Raw genomic sequence first — 20,054 nt, 5'->3', positions numbered from 1 at the left:
TACTATTTAATAAAAAATGAAGCTTATGTTACGCAAAGTTTTAAATTTAGAAGGAACGAAGAGATTAGGAAGAGAACAATTACAAATCATACACGGTGGAGGTTGTCCAATGGCTGGATGCGGATCTACTGATCCAAAACCCGATGAACCAGAGGATCCTTTTGAAGAATAATAAGAATGCAATAGTTGTAGTTTTATTATTGAAGATTTTTTAATTAGTTCTTTATAAAATAAATAAAAAAGCCAGCTTCATCGAAGCTGGCTTTTTGTTGTAGTTATGTAATTTGTTCTTATTTATCAAGAACCGATTCTGGTTTTAATTCAAATTGATTACTGGTATTTTTGGCACCGCCTGCTTTTAAGGCTTTGTCACCAGCAAAGAACGTTTTGTGGTCATCACCAAGGTCAGAACCTGCCATTCGTTGGTGTTTTACACAAGATACTCCTTTACGGATTTCTTGACGTTGTACCGATCCAACATACGCTAGCATACCCATGTCTCCAAAATATCCTTCTACCAAATCATTCATATGCAATGCAGTAGTGTGGTATGTTGGCAGTGTGATTAAGTGGTGGAATACCCCTGCATCACGAGATGCTTCTGCCTGGAACATACGGATCATTTCGTCTGCTCTATCTGCTAATTCAGTTCCGTCGTATTTAGCATCCATTAATTCTGCTCGTTCATATCCTGTAGTGTCTTCACCATTTTCTACCATTAGATCAAATGCTTGCTGACGGAAGTTGATCGTCCAGTTAAAAGATGGTGAGTTGTTATACACCAACTTTGCGTTTGGTACCACTTCTTTCACTCTATTTACCATGTGAGCGATTTGCTTCACATTTGGTGTTGGTGTTTCGATCCATAGTAGATCAGCACCATTTTGTAAACTCGTAATACAGTCCAATACTACACGATCAATATTAGATCCTTCTTTAAATTTATATAAACCGTTTGGTAACCTTACTGGGCGAACCAATTTACCGTTACGTCTAAAAAGTACATCATTTTCATTTACTTCTTCCAGGCTTACTTCTTCAGCATCAATAAAATCCATGTATTGTGATGCCAAATCTCCTTCTTCTACAGAAACCGGTAGTTTTTGAGTAAGACCAGCTCCTTCAGAATCAGTTCTGGCTACAATTACACCATCATCTACTCCTAATTCCAAAAATGCATATCGAAGTGCATTTAGCTTAGCGATAAAATCTTCATGCGGAACGGTTACTTTTCCATCTTGGTGACCACATTGCTTAGCATCAGATACTTGATTTTCGATCTGCAGTGCACATGCACCAGCTTCAATCATTTTCTTAGCCAAAAGGTAGGTAGCTTCTTCATTACCAAAACCAGCATCTATATCAGCAATAATTGGCACCACGTGAGTCTCAAAATTATCGATTTGATCTTGCACATCTTCACCAGCATCCAAACGACGGAAAAGGTCATTTAGTTCTACTGCATCTGCCTGGCGTAAAAAAGTGTAGATCTCTTCGATCAATTTAGGTACAGCAGTTTTTTCGTGCATAGACTGATCTGGTAAAGGTCCTAACTCAGAACGTAATGCGGCAACCATCCAACCCGAAAGGTATAAATACGTTTTGTTTGTGGTCCCTCTATGCTTTTTTACTGCGATCATTTTTTGTTGGGCCACAAAACCATGCCAACAACCTAAAGATTGTGTGTAGTTTACGTGGTTTGCATCGTATTCTGCCATGTCTTTGCGCATAATAGCGGCAGTATATCTAGCGATGTCCAATCCGGTTTTAAATCGGTTTTGCGTAGCAACACGAGCTGCATTTTCTGGACTTATAGTAGTCCAGGTATTTCCATGTTTTGCTTTTAATCTACGAACCGTATCAAGAGCTGAATTATAAGTAGTCATAATTAAGTTTTTTAAAATTTTATTTTAAGGGTTAATGCTTATTTCGAATTGTTGGTTTTCTCTGTGTTGTAATCAATAGTATTATTAATAGCCCAACTTGTAACCAGTGTTTTAGTTTTTACTTGAGATTTCATCCTTTAGATTTTTGTTTTTATTAATAATTAGAATGCAAATAGATACTTAACATCGTCTCCCAGATTCTCTTTTTGAAATACGATTCTTATTGTATCGCAGTAAATTAATTACAGGACAATATTAAAAAAAAGTTTTTGATTAAAAAAGCGAACGTTCGCTAAAATGTTATAAAAATATAAAAAATGATTGTTCGCGAAATGCAGAAAAGAAGTTTTTGGAAAGTAGATTTTGATATCGAATGATAGTGTAATATTTTAGTAATCAGGTGCTTATTTGTTTTTTTTGATTTTTTTGAACTGTGAGTTTTTTGCTGAAATTTATTTTTGAAAAAAGATGAAAAAAAATAGAGTGACGTAAGGAAAAATAGTTCCTTTTATCTTTTTGAACGATGTTGATGAACTTTTGTATCCGTTTTTGTTGCATCAAAAAATTAATAAAAAGGATTTGAGGGGTATTCTTTAAAAAGGAATTTTCTCAATACCCACCATGAAAACAAAATATAGTTGTGTGCACAAGGATTACCCTTTTTTCATGGATGAAGTGTTTCAACTGTCTTAAAAAGAGTAAAATAGTCGTTGAATTAATAATTTGTATTATTGTATTAACAATATATTTCTTTTCTTAATTGGGATCGTATAAACGCATAGTACTCTTATTATTGGTTTGCTTCTGTACTTTTGGTAATGCACAGGAGTTACCCCCTATACAAAATTTTTCTCCAAAGGAATACAATGCCGAAAACCAAAATTGGTCCATTTCTCAAGCTTCAGATAAACTCATGTATGTGGCTAACAATAAAGGATTGTTAGAATTCAACGGAGCGATTTGGAAATTATATCCTTCACCAAATGAATCCATTCTTAGGTCAGTTAAAGTAGTAAATGATAAAATCTATACGGGTTGCTACATGGAGTTTGGATATTGGACAAGAGCAGGAGACGGGATGTTGCAGTACACCTCGATATCTCAAAAGATCAATAAAGGTCTGTTAGAAGATGAAGAGTTTTGGAATATTATAGATATCGAAAATTGGATCGTGTTTCAATCCCTAAACAGAATCTACATTTATGATCTAAATGATAGTTCTGTAAACATTATTGATGCTAGTAATACCATCACCAAAGTGGTAGAGGTTAACGGATATATTTATTTCCAAATCTTAAAAGAAGGAATATTTCGAATTGAGAATGGCAAAGCTATTCTGGTTACCGATGATCCTATTGTTAAAAATAACGAAGTAGTTGCTCTCTTTCCTGAAAATAATGAACTATTGTTCCTGACTAGAGATAATGGTTTTTATCGCTTGAAAAATGATGAAGTTGCCTCCTGGAACACATTTAATAATCCCTTGTTGTCCGAAATAAGTATCTATAATGCGATTAGGTTATCAGATAAAAGTTTTGTTTTAGGAACGATTTCTCATGGGCTTATTTATCTAGATGGTAAAGGAGAGTTAGTATATCAAATCGATCAGAATAAAGGCTTGATAAATAATACCGTCTTATCTGTTTTTGAGGATACGGATAACAATATTTGGTTAGGACTCGACAGCGGTATCAGTTATATCAATATAGATTCACCCTTTAGAATTTATAGCAATAAAAGAGGAATCTTGGGGAGTGTTTATGCGGCCGCTATCCACAGCAATAACTTATATCTAGGGACTAATCAAGGATTATTTTATAAAAACCTTGAGAGCAAGGATGATTTTGAATTTGTAAAAGGAACTCAAGGACAAGTCTGGTGTTTGCAAAAGATTAATGATGTGCTTTTTTGTGGGCATAATGCGGGAACATTTTTGGTTGAAAATGATGAGGTAACCAAAATATCTAATGTGCCAGGAACCTGGAAAATCAGCGCTCTCGAAAAATATCCCAATACAATCTTGCAAGGAAATTATGACGGTTTGTATGTTTTGGAAAACGTGAATGGGAATTGGGAATTAAAGAACAAAATTGAAGGCTTTAATAACTCTTCACGGTATTTTGAAGTTGTTGAAAAGGATATTTTTGTGAATCACGAATATAAAGGAGTATTTAGGATCGCTGTGAATCCTAACTTTTCAGAAATAGAGAACATCACAATTGATACTACGATAATAGGATCTAATTCTGGACTGGTAACTTACAAGGGAGATCTGCTGTATGCCTACAAAGATGGAATCTTTAAATATGATTCCCAAAATACAAGATTTAATAGAGATAGCCTTTTAAGTTCTATATATACAGAGCAAGACTATACTTCTGGGAAGTTGGTTCTGGATCAACAAGATAATCTATGGGTTTTTACCAAATCCAATATTAGTTTTGTTACTCAGGGGACTTTGAGCAAAACCCCAAAGATTGGTAATATCCCTTTTACCACAGAAGAAAGAAATAGTGTTACCGGATACGAAAGTGCGATGAGTTTGGGTGACAAAAGCACTTATTTGTTTGGTACCAGTTCTGGGTATATAACTGTTGATATCGATAAATTAAGTGTTAGAGATTTTAAGGTCTATTTAGAAAGTGTTATTCCAACATCCAACAAAAAACAGCAGGAAGGGATAACTAGGGTCGATCATACTTTAGAAGGAGATTTCAAGAGTTCAGAGAATAACTTCAGGATTTCCTTTTATGCTCCAGAGTATAATCGATATTTGAAACCAAGATATCAGTTTCAATTACAGGGGATTTATGATGATTGGAGCGAATGGTCAGAAACCTCCTTGGTATCCTTTCAAAACCTACCACCTGGAGGATACACATTTAATGTGAGGTCCAGAATAGGTAATAAAGTATCTGCCAATGTTGGAAGTTATTCGTTTACAATAGCTAAACCCTGGTATGTTACGAATCTTATGTTAGGTTTTTATGTGTTAGCAGTTCTTTTGTTTTCTGTGTTTATGCATATCATGTACAAGCGATACTATAAAAGAAAACAAACCGAATTAATTGAAAACAACCAGCGAGAAATAGAGCTAACCAATATCCAAAACGAAAAGGAAATCATTCGCATCAAGAATGAACAGCTCAAAAAAGAGTTTGAGAGTAAGAGCAAAGAACTAGCGGCGTCCACTATCGATGTAGCCAAAAAGAATGAACTACTTACTCAAATTAAGAATCATCTCGTTGCGATTTCAGATGAGAGATCAGTGAAACCTGTTGTAGATATTATTGATGAAAATCTAAATCATCACGATAATTGGGAATTTTTCAAAGAAGCATTTAACAATGTAGATAGAAAGTTTTTGAAAAAACTCAAAAAAACTCATCCAGACCTAACCCCAAACGATCTTAAACTTTGTGCGTATTTACGCCTTAATCTTTCTTCAAAAGAAATCGCACCTTTATTTAATATCTCTGCGCGAAGTGTAGAAATTAAACGCTACAGGCTTCGGAAAAAACTAAATCTTCAGCACGAAGAAAACCTGGTTAACTACATTCTAGAGTTGTAGACTACCTATACGGATCAAACAATCACCTATACATTACCTATACAACAAGAGTGGGGAGACAATTTTTAACGCTTGTTTAATCACCGTTGCGAGATCCTTTAAACAATAGCCTTAAGAATGAGAATAACGCAATAAAACACCTTTTTTGTTGCGATGTATGTTTTTTGTTGAGGTGTATTTTGTGGATCTCCTACCTTTTTAGGATAAGTTTACTCTATCGGGGAAATTTTTAACAAAAAAACAAACAATAACAAAATTGATATGCTGAACATCACTTGAAGCATGATTTTAGTTACCATCACTAAACAAAATTTCTTCACATTTTTTTAAAGTCATTCTTAAAGTCAATAAACTCTATGAGAACTAATTTTCTACAATTCATACTGTTTTTGGGTACCGTAATTGTAAGCGCACAAGCTGATCAGGTATCAGTGGTTACCGATAATAGTGGGATCAAGTTGGTAGTCAACGGAAAAGATTTCATGGTCAACGGGGTAAATTGGGATTATGTTCCCATTGGTACCACCATTACTGACCCGGGAATATGGGCAAAATCCGACGACATTATTAAAGCTGCGATCGATGGCGAAATGACCCTTTTGAAAAATATGGGGGTTAATGCTATACGTACGTATAATCTTAAGCCCAAATGGATCAAGTATATCTATGAAAATTATGGGATTTATACCATGCTCAATATCACTTTTGGAGCGTATGGACTTACCATAAACGGTGCTTGGGTACCACAAACAGACTATGCCGATCCCGATACAAGAAAGGTGTTAATGGAAGAGGCCAGAACTATGGCGAATACCTACAAAAACACGCCAGGGTTGTTACTCTACATGATAGGAAACGAAAATAATTATCACTTATCGTGGACTGGAGCAGAAACCGAAGACATACCTATCAATGATACGAGTGCAGGAATTAAATTGGCCGCCCGAGCATTGTACAAAGCATTTAATGATGCAGCGAAAGAAGTGAAAGCAATAGACCAATCACATCCCATCGCAATTTGTAATGGGGATCTATTATATGCTGATATTGTAAAAGAAGAATGCACCGATATTGATATTTATGGTACGAATATGTACCGTGGGATATCTTTTGGAGATGCTTTTCAACGGGTAAAAGACGAACTTGGATTACCTATTCTTTTTGCAGAGTTTGGAGGAGATGCTTTCAATGCTAGGGATAACCAAGAAGATCAATACTCTCAGGCATACTATAATCTTGGGAATTGGAAAGAAATTTATGAAAACGCCGCCGGACTTGGAAGAGCAGAAAACTCCATAGGAGGGTTCACCTTTCAATTTAGTGATGGATGGTGGAAATATAAGCAAACCGAAAATTTGGATGTGCATGACAATGCCGCTTCGTGGTCTAATGGGGGATATAGCAGAGACCAGGAAAAAAGCGACGATAATAATATGAATGAAGAATGGTTTGGGATCTGTGCCAAAGGACCAACCAACGAAAGAGGACTTTACGAATTATATCCGCGTGCAGCATATTACGCACTAAAAGAGGCGCATCGATTGAATCCATACGATGATGGAATGACATTGGATTTTGTAATTAATTATTTCAACAATATTCAAATTACTGATGCTGTGCTTAGAGCTCGTGGCGATAAAGCCGCCCTCGAATCCAAAAGAGGAGGGAAAATAAGGTTGAGCCAGCTTCGAGCCGAATTCACAACATTTAATACCGGGGGATCATTAATCACAACTCCAGAAAATGAAGATCCAAATGCAAATGTATTTCCAAATCAATTGGGTTTTGATCATATGGAATCCTATTACATAGGTGTAGAAGGAAGACCTTCCCCTAGTATGCGGGCCAATGTTAATTTTAACATCCTCGGTAATGTTGCTGAAAACCCTATCAATGAATTGTTTTATGAAAGTGTAGGTAGACCAGTTATGGTGCAAGGTGTAGAAGGAGGGAATGACCTGGATGTTGAAATAGAAGATTTTAACAGGCTTCGAGTGTATAATGCTGAATACGAATGGAACACAAAAATTGCCGATATAAAGGGATTCTACAGAACAGGGCATTATCATTGGGGATATGAAGGTGATTTTTTTGGCTTATATCCCGAGGCTAACTATGGTCCTAATCTAGATATCTATAATGGTGAAATTTTGGGAATGGAAATCGATGGTAAAGGAGATCTAAACGGGTTAAAAGCAGCATTTGGACCTCAAATATGGTGGGGAGCTAATCCTACAGCAATACTTAAGTATACTACCAAGATCAAAGACTTCGATATTACAGGTATTTACCACAGAGATTTTGAAACGGATGTAGAATTGGATGAAAATGGTCGCCGTATCCTGGATGCTAATCAGGTACGAAGTGGTGTAATTCCGCCTTGGCCTACGGAGAGAGCTACATTAGTGGTAGAGAAGGACTTTGGTGCATTTGGAGTGACACTGGGAGGAATATGGGCAGGTAGCCCACTAAATGATATTACATATCAAGATGTAAGAGGCGAACCAGGGAATTATGTAGTATATCAGGATAAGGTAAATAGTGACGACAATTGGGGAGCTAAAGCGAGAGTCACCTATTCAAAAGGAAAATTTAATTGGTACGCGCTAGGAGGTGTCACAGGATTGGTCGCCAATGGGGGGGGTCGATCAAACACAATCATTTGCCGGATGGAAACTGAAAGATAATGGGAGCGGAAATCAAAATAGTTTTTTAACAGGGTTTACCTATACCATAGGAGACTGGCAAATAGCGCCTAACTTTTTATGGCAAGAACCATTAGTGGATGCCATACCCAATGATGTTGGCGGAGCAGGAAGATTAAGAAATATACTTGTCGATCCTTTCGTAGTTAGAGCCAACAGAAAAACAACAGCGGGAGAAATATTATTTACCTACGATCCAACCCCTGGTTCATGGTTTTATCAATGGGATAGTGATAGGTCCGAAGATGCCAAACTTGCATTTAATTTAGGATTCGTGTACTGGCATCTGCCAACAACAATGGATGCACATATCGGTTTTTTAGCAGATCGTACCATATTTGCGTTTCCTAATTCTGTGCCTGCTAAGGATTTATGGGAAGTAAATTCCCGTATTGTCTCCAAAATGAATCCAGACTTGGCATTAGTAGCCAACTTGTTTGCTGGTAAGGGGCAATCTAACGGAAGTGATCCCAGAGCCATTGATAGAATTGGGGGAGATATTCGAGTGATCTACAAAAAATGGAAGTTTCAACATACGTTTCAAATAAACGATTGGGGACCTTATGATTATCATCGTGATTTCAATTTAACGTATCCTGTCCAATTAATGTTGGATATATCTACTTCTATAGGGAAGCCGGACTGGTTTATTTTACCGAACACCAGAATAGGGGTTCGAGGTACATGGCGTTCATTAGATGAATTCTCTCCTAGGTATTCACCAACAGCGGTTCCACCAGGCACTTTTCCACCAGTACCCGTATTAAGTCCAGTCGGATTTGATGATGGTAATGAATGGGAGATAAGAACGTATTTACACATTAACATAGGAAAATAATACAATGAAAATGAAGAATAGAAAACATATAAACGTGAAAACCATATTCTCTTTGACATTGGTTTTAATACTACTATCGAGCTGCGAGAGGGGACTCTCAGACGAAGCAGTCTTTGCGACTTTTCCAAATACCGCCGAAATTTACACAGATAGCCCAGTAGGTTTAACAGACGAATTTTTTAGATCATTTGATCCCGCACTTGGCGCTAATCCTGAAGCCTTTGGTACAGATGATGATGTGGCCTTTGAAGGGAATTCTTCCATAAGAATTGATGTACCAGCTCCAAATGATCCTAATGGAAATTTTGTAGGAGGCATATTCCTGGATAGAGGAGAAGGAAGGAATTTAACAGAATACACGGCCTTAACTTTTTGGGCTCGGGCTTCTATCACCGCTAGTATAGGTTTGGTAGGCTTTGGGACAGATTTTGAAGAAAACAAATTTGCAGTCGAACGACGAAACATTCCACTATCAACAGATTGGCGAAAATACATTGTACCAATTCCAGATCCTTCAAAATTGGTGCAAGAGAAAGGAATGTTTGTTTTTTCTGCCGGAGGCTTAGATATCATCGATTCAGAACCTAACGGGAATGAGATTGGTTTTACCTTTTGGATGGATGAATTACGGTTTGAAAACTTAAGTACAATAGCTCAATTAAGGCCTGCAATATTTTCTGGAGAAGATTTAACAGAGCAGGGCTTTACGGGAACCATCTTACCAGTGGTTGGTTTAGAAGCCATATTTAATGCACCTAGTGGTGAAAATATTACTGTTATACCAGCACCTCGTTACTTTGATTTTTCGTCATCCGATACAAACGTAGCGTTTGTGAATGAACTCGGGTTGATTGAAATTGTTGGCGAAGGTACCACAACCATTACAGGGCAACTCGACGGGGTTTTGGCCCAAGGATCTTTGAACTTAGAAGTACTTGGCAGTTTTGTAGGTGCAGAAACACCTCCGGTTAGAGATCCGGGAGATGTAATATCCATATTTAGTGATGCCTATACTAGTGTTACTAATTTGAACTTCGCAATATTCAATGATCCAAATGTACAGGTCCAAACCCAAAGCTTTAATGGGGATCAGATTGTTACTTATGATAATTTAGGTTTTGTAGGATTAGGTTGGGATGGTACAAATGACGTATCAGGGATGACTCACCTGCATGTAGATGTACAGCTGACTAGTTCTACCAATCCAGCACTTACGGTTGAATTAATCGACTTTGGAGCGGATAACGCTGATGGTGGAGGAGACGATACGGGAGGAGGATTTGTTGTACCTAGTTCAGACCTAACAGAAGGAACATGGGTCGGGATAGACATACCTATTAATGCTTTTACCCAAGCAACAGGTGGTGGGTTTTTAGGCTCACCTAATTTGAATAACATCGCAAGAGTTGCCTTTATATCAAATGGGAGTTCTTTTATAATCGATAATATATACTTCTACAGAGAATAAAAAATTGAAAAATGAATAAGAGTTTAAATAAAATAATTGGATTTCTATTTGTTTCCAGTCTTTGTATTACAGGCTGTGGGACCGATGATACTCAAACAGTTGCTACATTCACTAGTTTGGTAGCAGAAGATAATTTTGATGTAGATGGGCAAATCGATACCTCTTTTTGGAATTTTGATATTGGCGATGGCTCAGAACAAGGAATTCCAGGATGGGGAAATAATGAGTTACAATTCTATACAGATAGAACCGAAAACGTCACTGTAGAGAATGGTTTTTTATTAATCACTGCTCGCCAGGAAGATTTTAATGGAGCGCAATACACTTCTGCAAGATTACAGACCCAAGGAAAAATTCAACAGCAGTATGGTCGTTTTGAGGCGCGGATACGCCTGCCTTTTGGTAAAGGCATGTGGCCAGCTTTTTGGTTGTTAGGTGATGATAGTGATGGCAACATCTGGCCTCAGATAGGCGAGATAGATATCATGGAAAATACGGGGGATGCCCCGACAGAAATATTCGGTACTGTTCACGGACCTGGGTACTCTGGCGCAAATTCTATATCTAAGACGTACACCTTCCAGGATAGCCGAGTGGATACCGACTTTCATATTTATGGGATAGAATGGGGACCAGACTATATCAATTATTATGTAGATGATGTGTTGTATTACCAAATGACTCCCGAAGTTTTGGCAGAAGAGACTAATGGGGAAGGAGAATGGGTATTCAACGATAGACCGTTTTACATCATTTTAAACCTGGCTGTTGGGGGCAACTTGCCAGGTCCACCCAATGCAGAAACTGTATTCCCTCAAACCATGGTCGTCGACTATGTTCGCGTATATGAAAATATAGAAACTAATTAAACCAATTAAGAAGAAATGATGAAACGAGCCATAGCGTATTGTGTTGACTCACAAAGAAATGAGTATACGGTAAGTTTCATATAACCTCTAAAACAATAATATCACTCATGAAACAATTAATAACAAGAACCGGGATAATTTGTCTTTTGGTAATAACAGTTGCCTTTTTAGGGTGTGAAGATGATGATGATAACAATTTACCGCAAGTTGTAGCAAGCTTTGCGCAAACTATAAATGAAGATACAGGAAGAGTATCTTTTATCAACCTCTCAGAAAATGCAGATAGTTATACCTGGGATTTTGGAGATGGTACGACTTCTACAGAGATCAACCCTGTAAAAACATATCCTACGGGTAATTACACCGTAATATTAACTGCAAAAAATGGAGCAGGAGCAGAAGGTACTTTTGAAGATGAAATTCGTATTAACATTCCTCTTCCAATTACGTTTCCGGTTAATTTTGATGATGCTAATGTAAATTATGAAGTAAGTGTATTTAATGGCGCTACATTTGCGATTGTAGAAAACCCAGATCCTACGGGAGCTAATGCCAGTACTTCAAATGTGGGGCAAATCACAAATAGCGGAGCTGCTTTTGAAGGTTTCTTCTTTAATTTGGGTGATCCATTAGATTTAGCAGAACAAAAATCAGTACGAGTGCTTTTTTGGTCGGATACTCCAATAGATGTTTTACTAAAACTAGAGGAAGGTACCGGAGCCGATGTAGAGGTTACTGCTAGTCACGGAGGAACAGGTTGGGAAGTAATCTACTTTACTTTCGATTCTCCAGATGCTTTTTCAAGATTCACCTTATTTGTGGATGGTCCGGGTACCACAGCAGGCACGTTTTATATAGATGATATCTCACAAATTAATACCGCAGATATCCCTTGTACAGATACTTTATTAGAAATACCAATAGATTTTGATTGTGAAGGGATTGATTATGTAACCAAGATTATAGGTAATGTATCATTTACAGTAGTAGACAATCCACAGTTATCAGGAATAAACAGCGATCCTACTATGGTAGGGCAAATTACAAATGCAGGAGTAAACTGGGAGAATGCTTTCTTTAATTTGGATACGGCTATCGACTTTGCTATGGATAAAGGGGTAAGACTGAAATTATATTCAGATCAGGCCTTACCTATTTTATTGAAATTTGAAGATGGTACAGAGGCACCGGTTGAAAATGTACAAAACCACAGTGGTTCTGGATGGGAAGAATTGACTTTCACCCTTAATTCTTCGGGATCGTATAATGACATGGTGATTTTTGTAGATGGTCCGGGTACGGCAGCAGGAACATTCTTTGTAGACGATATCGACCAGGTTTCGGTAATGGTTCCAGATCCTTGTACTCCAGAGACCACTCAATCTTTGGATGCTGCAGATTTTAATTTAACCTTCCAAACAGATCCAACAGCTAGCATAGCTTCTTTTGATGCAGGTCTATCCTTTGTGGATAATCCAGATTTTGACAATGCAGTGAATACTTCTTGTAAAGTAGGGCAAATTGATAGATCGGGAGCAGCACTATTTGCCAACAATCAAATTGATTTTGATGCTAAGTTTGATTTTAATGCGAATGGAGGATTTAAGATGAAAGTATGGTCTCCAAATGTAGGAACCAATGTACTGGTCAAATTAGAGGACAAAACCAATGCGGCAATAAATGTAGAGGTAGCAGCTGCCACGAGTGTAGCTAGTGCCTGGGAGGAGTTAACCTTTAATTTTGATAGTGGAGAAAGCGGTAAATACGATAAAATCATATTGTTCTTTGAGTTGAATACCAACACCGAGGAAACCTATTTTATAGATGATTTCAGACTCTTTAGTGCTGGCGGAACAGGAGTTGGATGTGTAGGAGGACCAACAATGGATGTGACTTCTTTCCCTGTTGATTTTGAAAGCTGCGAAGGGTTTAATGTTTCTTTTGGATCTAATCAATCCAGAGAAATCGTAGATAATCCAGTTTCGGGAGGGATCAATACTTCTGATAAGGTGTATCAGTTTATTAAATTAACAGGTGCAGATGGGTTTGGAGGTTTTCAAAATATTTTCAATACCGGGAGTTTTACAAACAATTCGACGATTACCTTCAAGATTTATTCTACACAACCTAATCAAGAAGTTCGTTTAGAGATTGTGGCTATTCCCAATCCAGGGGGTATCGGTAATCCTGCACCATATACCCAAACATTAGCAACAGCAAATGATTGGGTAGAAATGTCTTTTGATTTGTCTGCGAATCCCTTTCCTAACTCATCAGACGAAACGGTATATACGATGTTGGTGGTAAAACCAGGAAACGTTGATCCCGGTACCACACCTGCAGATGTCACCTTTTATTTAGACGATTTCAATATCACACCAAACTAATATTCTAACCAATCAAATCTACAGGGTCGAGGATTAGGTTACTTGGCCCTGTTTGAACCAAAATAACAACCTTCTAACTTTAATTAAAAATGGTAAAAGATTCCGTATTAACACCGGGAACAAGGCAAGATAAAGAGATAAAGCTCGAATCGGTCACTATCCAAAACGAACAATTTTATAGAATTTCGAATAGTGATCTTATGCGCCCCTTTTTTATGAGTATCGTGAGTGATGCCAATCACTGGATGTTTATATCCAGCAATGGGGGATTATCTGTGGGTAGAAAAAATTCAGACTATGCTATTTTTCCATACTATACCGATGATAAAATTACCGAGTCGTATGATATGACAGGTAGTAAAAGCATTTTTAGAATTAAAAAAGAAGGGAAATTATCAATATGGGAACCATTTTCTGAGCGCTATTCAGGGACCTATCAATATTCTAGAAATATCTATAAAAATACCTATGGGAATAAGATTTTATTCGAAGAAATAAATCACGATTTAAAACTAACCTATAGGTATATGTGGAATTCGAGTAATGCCTATGGATTTGTTAGAAAAAGTAGCATCATCAACAATTCGGATTCTGAAATTCAAATAGAAATATTAGATGGCTTGCAAAATATTATGCCACATGGTGTGAATACAGATATACAGGCGATACGTAGTAATTTGGTGGATGCTTACAAAAGGCATCAACTCGTACACCAAAATGGATTAGGAATTTATACGCTTAGTGCAATCATTGTAGATCGTGCTGAACCTAGCGAAGCTTTAAAAGCAAATATCGTCTGGTCAAAAGGTCTTGAGAATTGCAAATATTTACTTTCATCATTTCAGCTCGATCGCTATAGAAATGGATTAAACATAGATCAGGAGGTCGATATTAAAGCTGAAAAAGGAGCTTATTTTGTAAACGCTGAAATTACCATAGCGTCCGGAGGTAGCAAAGATTGGATGGTAGTTGCTAATGTAAATCAAGGGCCATCACAGGTTGTCGAAATTTCGGAAACTGTTGCCGCCGATAGTGAGATCATCCAAAAAGTAAATGATGATATAGCATTGGGCACATCGCGATTAATACAACTTACCTCGGCATCAGATGGGTTTCAATTAACCGCAGATAAAAAAGGCAATGCCAGGCACTATGCTAATACCTTATTTAATATTATGAGAGGTGGTATTTTTGATGCGAATTATGTCATCGAAAAATGGGATTTTACCAATTACCTCACTCAAGCAAACAAAAAGGCTTATCAAAACAATGAGGACCTGTTGAAAAATTTCCCGGATACGTTTACACTTTTTGATCTCAGGGAAGCTGCTTATCAGAATGAAGATAAAAATTTCAGAAGACTTGCTTTAGAGTATATGCCACTTAAGTTTAGTAGGCGACATGGAGACCCAAGCCGGCCTTGGAACAAGTTTTCAATAAATACCCAAAGCGAGATAGATGGATCCAAAATTTTGGACTACGAAGGGAATTGGAGAGATATTTTCCAAAACTGGGAAGCCTTGGCACACGCCTATCCAGAATTTGTAGAAAGTATGATTCACAAATTTCTAAACGCTAGTACGTTTGATGGCTATAATCCTTATAGAATTACCAAAGGAGGGATCGATTGGGAAGTGATCGAAGAGCACGATCCGTGGTCGTATATCGGATATTGGGGAGATCATCAAATCATCTATTTGCTGAAGTTTTTAGAGTTTTTTCAGGACCATTATCCAGAGCGATTACAACCGTTTCTCAACAAGGATAGATTTGTGTATGCCAATGTGCCTTATAAAATTAAACCGTACGATGACCTCTTAGCACATCCAAAAGATACTATTGTTTTTGACTATGATCTTGATAAAAAAATACGCGAAGAAAGAGACCTTTTAGGAGCCGATGGAGCGTTGTTAAAAGATCAAAACGACACAATTTATCAGGTGAATTTTATAGAAAAGCTATTGGCTACTACTTTGGCTAAGCTATCTAATTTTATTCCGGAGGCAGGTATCTGGTTAAACACACAACGACCAGAATGGAATGATGCTAATAATGCTTTGGTAGGAAATGGAGTTTCGATGGTTACTCTGTGTTATTTACGACGTTTCTTGGTCTTTTTCAAAAAGCTATTATCCAATTCAAAAATTGAGGGGACGGCCGTTTCTGAAGAGCTGATGATTTTCTTTGTTCAGGTTACTCGAACATTAGAAGATCACCAACATGTGCTTTCAGGCAAAATAAGTGACAAAGACCGGAAACTTATTTTAGATGGCCTTGGTGTAGCTGCAAGTGATTACAGATTGTGTATTTATGAGCAATCATTTTCAGGTCGAAAAGAGAATATTTTACGAGATGATTTAGAAGGTTTTATCAATATAAGTCTTTTGTATATAGAGCATTCTATTGCGGCAAACAAGAGAGACGATAATATGTATCATGCTTACAATTTGATGACCGTTAAAAATGATGAAGAAATATCCATTTCTTATTTGAGCGAAATGCTAGAAGGGCAGGTAGCGGTATTAAGTTCGGGATATTTATCTTCAGTTGAAGCTCTTCAACTGTTGGACGGTTTAAAGCACAGTCAATTGTTTAGATCAGACCAGTACAGTTATTTGTTATATCCGGATAAAGAATTACCAACATTTACCGAAAAAAACATCATTCCAAAAGAGAAAGCAGAAAGTTCGTCTTTACTTCAGCATTTGCTTACTGACGGTAATACCCAGATCATTGAACAAGATATGCTGGGAAACTACCATTTTAACGGGAATTTTAATAATGCAGATAGTTTAAAAAATGAATTGAATTGTCTTTCAACAACATATAAAGAGCTGGCTCAAAACGATCGAGAATTAGTTCTGGAGATTTTTGAAGAAGTATTTAATCACAAAGCGTTTACAGGTCGATCAGGAACTTTTTATGGATATGAAGGATTAGGATCAATTTATTGGCATATGGTTTCGAAACTGTTATTAGCAGTACAGGAATGTTGTTTAAAAGCGATACGTAATCAAGAGTCTGATGAGGTTATTGGGAGATTACTAGAGCATTATTACGAAATTAATGAAGGGATTGGTGTCCATAAGTCCCCAGAGTTGTATGGAGCTTTCCCGACAGATCCATACTCACATACCCCTGCAGGCAAAGGAGCACAACAACCGGGAATGACTGGCCAGGTAAAAGAGGATATTTTAAGTCGTTTAGGAGAATTAGGTGTGTTTGTTGAAAATGGGAGGCTACGATTTAACCCATGTTTGTTACGAGCAGAAGAATTTCTAAAACACCCAAAATCATTTCATTATATCGATGTAACTCAAAAGGAAAAAACATTGCAATTGTATAGACATGAATTGGTGTTTACCTATTGTCAGGTACCGATTGTGTATTCGTTAGCTGCAGAAAATTGCTTGGATATCACCTATCGCGATGGTTCCATTTCTTCTACTCCGGGTCTAAAATTGGACACCACAACAACACAAAAATTGTTTAAGAGAACTGGGGAAATTGAAAGTATAAAAGTAAATCTTGAGAAAACGATTTTAAAATAATAATACATGATACAAAGACATTACATAGTACAATCACTGGTTTTGCTGTTACTGATGTTGTCTTGTAACCAAGAACAAAAAACAAAACAATCTATGCATTCCCCAAAAGGCATTACCGCAAAAGACATTTTAGGCAATCCAGACTACTTGGCAATATCCTATGGAGGGTATCGCAAATCATCGAGAGCTTTTCAGCCCACCATACTGCAGCTGAAAGAAGATTTGAAGATCCTACATGCGATGAATATAAAAGTATTAAGAACGTACAATGTGCAATTGGCGCAGGCTTCAAATTTGCTGAAAGCAATACAGCAATTAAAGCAAGAAGACAAAACTTTTGAAATGTATGTGATGCTAGGAGCATGGATCGATTGCAAAAATGCCTGGACAGATCAAAAACCTGATCATACCGTAGAGAGCATACATAACGAAGGTGAGATACAAAGAGCGGTAGCCTTGGCTAATCAATATCCGGATATTGTAAAGGTCATTGCAGTGGGTAATGAAGCTATGATTAGATGGGCGACAAGCTACTATGTGCCACCAAAAGTGATATTAAAATGGGTCAACTATTTACAAAACTTGAAAAAGGAAGGTAAACTACATAGAGACCTTTGGATTACCTCTTCAGATGATTTTGCCTCCTGGGGAGGAGGCGAAGAAAGCTATCATGTAAAAGATTTAGAAGACCTGATCAAAGCCGTGGATTATATATCCATGCACACATATCCTTATCACAATACACATTATAATCCAGATTTTTGGGGAGTTGATGTAGAAGAGGAAGGCCTTTCTTCTGAAGAAAAATTAGAAGCTAGCATGCAACGAGCCTTAAAATTTGCTCAAAAGCAATATCAAGCAGTTTCAAAATATGTAAAAAGTCTAGGGGTAGAAAAGCCTATTCACATTGGAGAGACCGGATGGGCAACAGTGTCTAACGGTCATTACGGACCCAATGGTTCCAAAGCCACCGACGAGTTAAAAGAAGCCTTGTACTATAAGTATATGCGAGAATGGACGAATAAAGCGGGAATCTCATGCTTTTACTTCGAGGCTTTTGATGAACCCTGGAAAGATGCCCAAAATCATAAGGGTTCTGAAAATCATTTTGGATTAATTACGGTAGACGGAAAAGCAAAATACGCCCTTTGGGAACAGGTAGACAAGGGGATTTTTGAGGGATTAACCAGAGGCGGAAACCCAATCACTAAAACCTATGATGGAGATATTGATGAAATGATGAAAGATGTAGAATTACCTGTGGTAAAAGAGATAATGTCTGTTGGTTTTTGAAATGAGAAAAGAGATTTATAGCATACTAGCAATTGTTTTGATCATGAGCGCATGTACAGATAAAGACATTCTTGAGGTAGCGGTATACGAAACTTCAGCAAGTGGTAATCAAATGAAGAAAATAGAGGAGTTCCCATCTTCTGTATCCAAAGATCGTATCCTATTGAATCCTGAAAAAAGTTATCAAACCATTATAGGTTTTGGAGGTGCTTTTACAGAAGCTTCGGCATATTTACTCAATAAGTTGAGTAAAGAAAATAGAGCCAAAATTATGGAGGCTTATTTTGGAAAGGAGGGAGCAAACTATTCGCTTACGCGAACACATATCAACTCTTGTGATTTTTCACTTAGTCAATACTCATATGCGCCAACAGAAGATAAAGAACTCAAAGATTTTTCGGTTGACGAAGATTTGGAAGATTTGATTCCCATGATCAAAGAGGCAATGGCGGTTTCTGAAGAGGGATTCAAAATTTTTGCTTCTCCCTGGACAGCACCTCCCTGGATGAAAGACAACAAACATTGGGTAGGAGGAAAATTATTGCCAGAATACTATGATACCTGGGCATTGTTTTTTTCAAAATATATAGATGCTTATCACGAACAAGGAATTCCTATTTGGGGACTTACCGTAGAAAATGAACCTCATGGTAATGGAGACAATTGGGAAAGCATGCATTTTACTCCGGAAGAGATGACGGATTTTGTACAAAATCACTTAGGACCAAAATTAGAAAAAGAAGGTAAAGGGAAGATCAAAATCCTGGGATATGATCAAAATCGGGAAGGGTTAAAAGAATGGGTTGATGTAATGTATGAAAACAAAGCCACGTCGAGATATTATCACGGTACTGCGATTCATTGGTACGAGAGCACTTATGATTATTTCCCAGAAGCGCTGCAATATGCACATAAAAAAGCACCAAATAAATATTTGATCCAAACCGAGGCTTGCGTAGATGCCGAAGTGCCCCACTGGCGAGATGATGCATGGTATTGGTCCAAAGAAGCTACCGATTGGGGCTGGGATTGGGCTCCCGAAGATAAGAAGCATCTGCACCCCAAATATGTGCCTGTGTATCGCTATGCAAGAGATATTATTGGCTGTTTAAACAATTGGGTAGATGGATGGGTAGATTGGAATATGGTACTGGACCCACAAGGAGGTCCTAATTGGTTCAAAAATTGGTGTGTTGCTCCGGTAATTGTAGATCCAGATACCGATGAGGTATACTTTACGCCTTTGTACTATACGATGGTACATTTTAGCAAATACATTCGCCCTGAAGCCAAAATCATCGAGGTGAACCACTCAGACACAGAAATCATGGTAACCGCTGCCAAGAATCTTAATGGATCTATTACTGTAATAGTGTTCAACCCTACAACGAAATCAAAACAGTTTTCATTGATTCTCGATGAAAAATCAAAAGATATTTCTATTAACGCACAGGCTATTCAAACAATAGTAATTAAAACTTAGAAC

The 20,054-nt window shown here is 37.4% G+C and carries 11 protein-coding genes; 10 read left to right on the top strand and 1 reads right to left on the bottom strand.

The genetic code is table 11. The annotated features are described in order from the left end of the window. Nucleotides 1–25 precede the first annotated feature (25 nt). Nucleotides 26–172, top strand: coding sequence for a hypothetical protein (locus ACXAGJ_RS18405; protein WP_474841786.1), 147 nt, complete (start codon nucleotides 26–28; stop codon nucleotides 170–172). Nucleotides 173–290: 118 nt separating this feature from the next. On the opposite strand, the gene ACXAGJ_RS18400 is transcribed toward ACXAGJ_RS18405, so the two are convergent. Continuing rightward, a complete protein-coding gene (locus tag ACXAGJ_RS18400) occupies nucleotides 291–1,886 on the bottom strand; it encodes an isocitrate lyase (RefSeq protein ID WP_073319282.1) in 1,596 nt (531 codons plus the stop codon). A gap of 760 nt (nucleotides 1,887–2,646) precedes the next feature. Between ACXAGJ_RS18400 and ACXAGJ_RS18395 the strand changes: the two genes are divergently transcribed. From ACXAGJ_RS18395 to ACXAGJ_RS18355, 9 genes are all read left to right on the top strand, one after another. Continuing rightward, nucleotides 2,647–5,457 carry a triple tyrosine motif-containing protein gene (locus ACXAGJ_RS18395; protein WP_474841784.1) on the top strand — a complete coding sequence of 937 codons (2,811 nt, stop codon included), beginning with the start codon at nucleotides 2,647–2,649 and terminating at the stop codon, nucleotides 5,455–5,457. A gap of 356 nt (nucleotides 5,458–5,813) precedes the next feature. Then, entirely contained in the window at nucleotides 5,814–8,144 is a 2,331-nt protein-coding gene (locus ACXAGJ_RS18390; protein WP_474841782.1) for a glycoside hydrolase family 2 TIM barrel-domain containing protein, read from the top strand. Further along, nucleotides 8,092–9,000, top strand: a complete 909-nt coding sequence (locus tag ACXAGJ_RS18385) for a hypothetical protein (protein WP_474841780.1) — start codon at nucleotides 8,092–8,094, stop codon at nucleotides 8,998–9,000. The genes ACXAGJ_RS18390 and ACXAGJ_RS18385 overlap by 53 nt, the downstream gene beginning before the upstream one ends. Before the next feature lie 10 nt (nucleotides 9,001–9,010). Beyond that, nucleotides 9,011–10,468 carry a glycosyl hydrolase family 16 gene (locus ACXAGJ_RS18380; protein WP_474841778.1) on the top strand — a complete coding sequence of 486 codons (1,458 nt, stop codon included), beginning with the start codon at nucleotides 9,011–9,013 and terminating at the stop codon, nucleotides 10,466–10,468. An 11-nt stretch (nucleotides 10,469–10,479) separates the two neighbouring features. Next, the gene (locus ACXAGJ_RS18375; protein ID WP_474841776.1) at nucleotides 10,480–11,337 is read left to right on the top strand and encodes a glycoside hydrolase family 16 protein; all 858 of its coding nucleotides are present in this window, start codon (nucleotides 10,480–10,482) and stop codon (nucleotides 11,335–11,337) included. Nucleotides 11,338–11,444: 107 nt separating this feature from the next. Continuing rightward, nucleotides 11,445–13,724: a PKD domain-containing protein gene (locus ACXAGJ_RS18370; RefSeq protein WP_474841774.1), complete on the top strand. Its 2,280-nt coding sequence runs from the start codon at nucleotides 11,445–11,447 to the stop codon at nucleotides 13,722–13,724. Between the two features lie 89 nt (nucleotides 13,725–13,813). Further along, nucleotides 13,814–17,275 (top strand): hypothetical protein, encoded by a 3,462-nt coding sequence (locus tag ACXAGJ_RS18365; protein WP_474841773.1) that lies wholly within the window; start codon nucleotides 13,814–13,816, stop codon nucleotides 17,273–17,275. 93 nt (nucleotides 17,276–17,368) lie between these two features. Next, entirely contained in the window at nucleotides 17,369–18,568 is a 1,200-nt protein-coding gene (locus ACXAGJ_RS18360; protein WP_474841771.1) for a glycosyl hydrolase family 17 protein, read from the top strand. 43 nt (nucleotides 18,569–18,611) lie between these two features. Further along, the gene (locus ACXAGJ_RS18355; protein WP_474841863.1) at nucleotides 18,612–20,051 is read left to right on the top strand and encodes a glycoside hydrolase family 30 protein; all 1,440 of its coding nucleotides are present in this window, start codon (nucleotides 18,612–18,614) and stop codon (nucleotides 20,049–20,051) included. Nucleotides 20,052–20,054: the final 3 nt, after the last annotated feature.

This window comes from Aquimarina sp. AWH4_224 (assembly GCF_056160245.1).
This window is presented reverse-complemented; position numbering and strand designations above follow the sequence as displayed.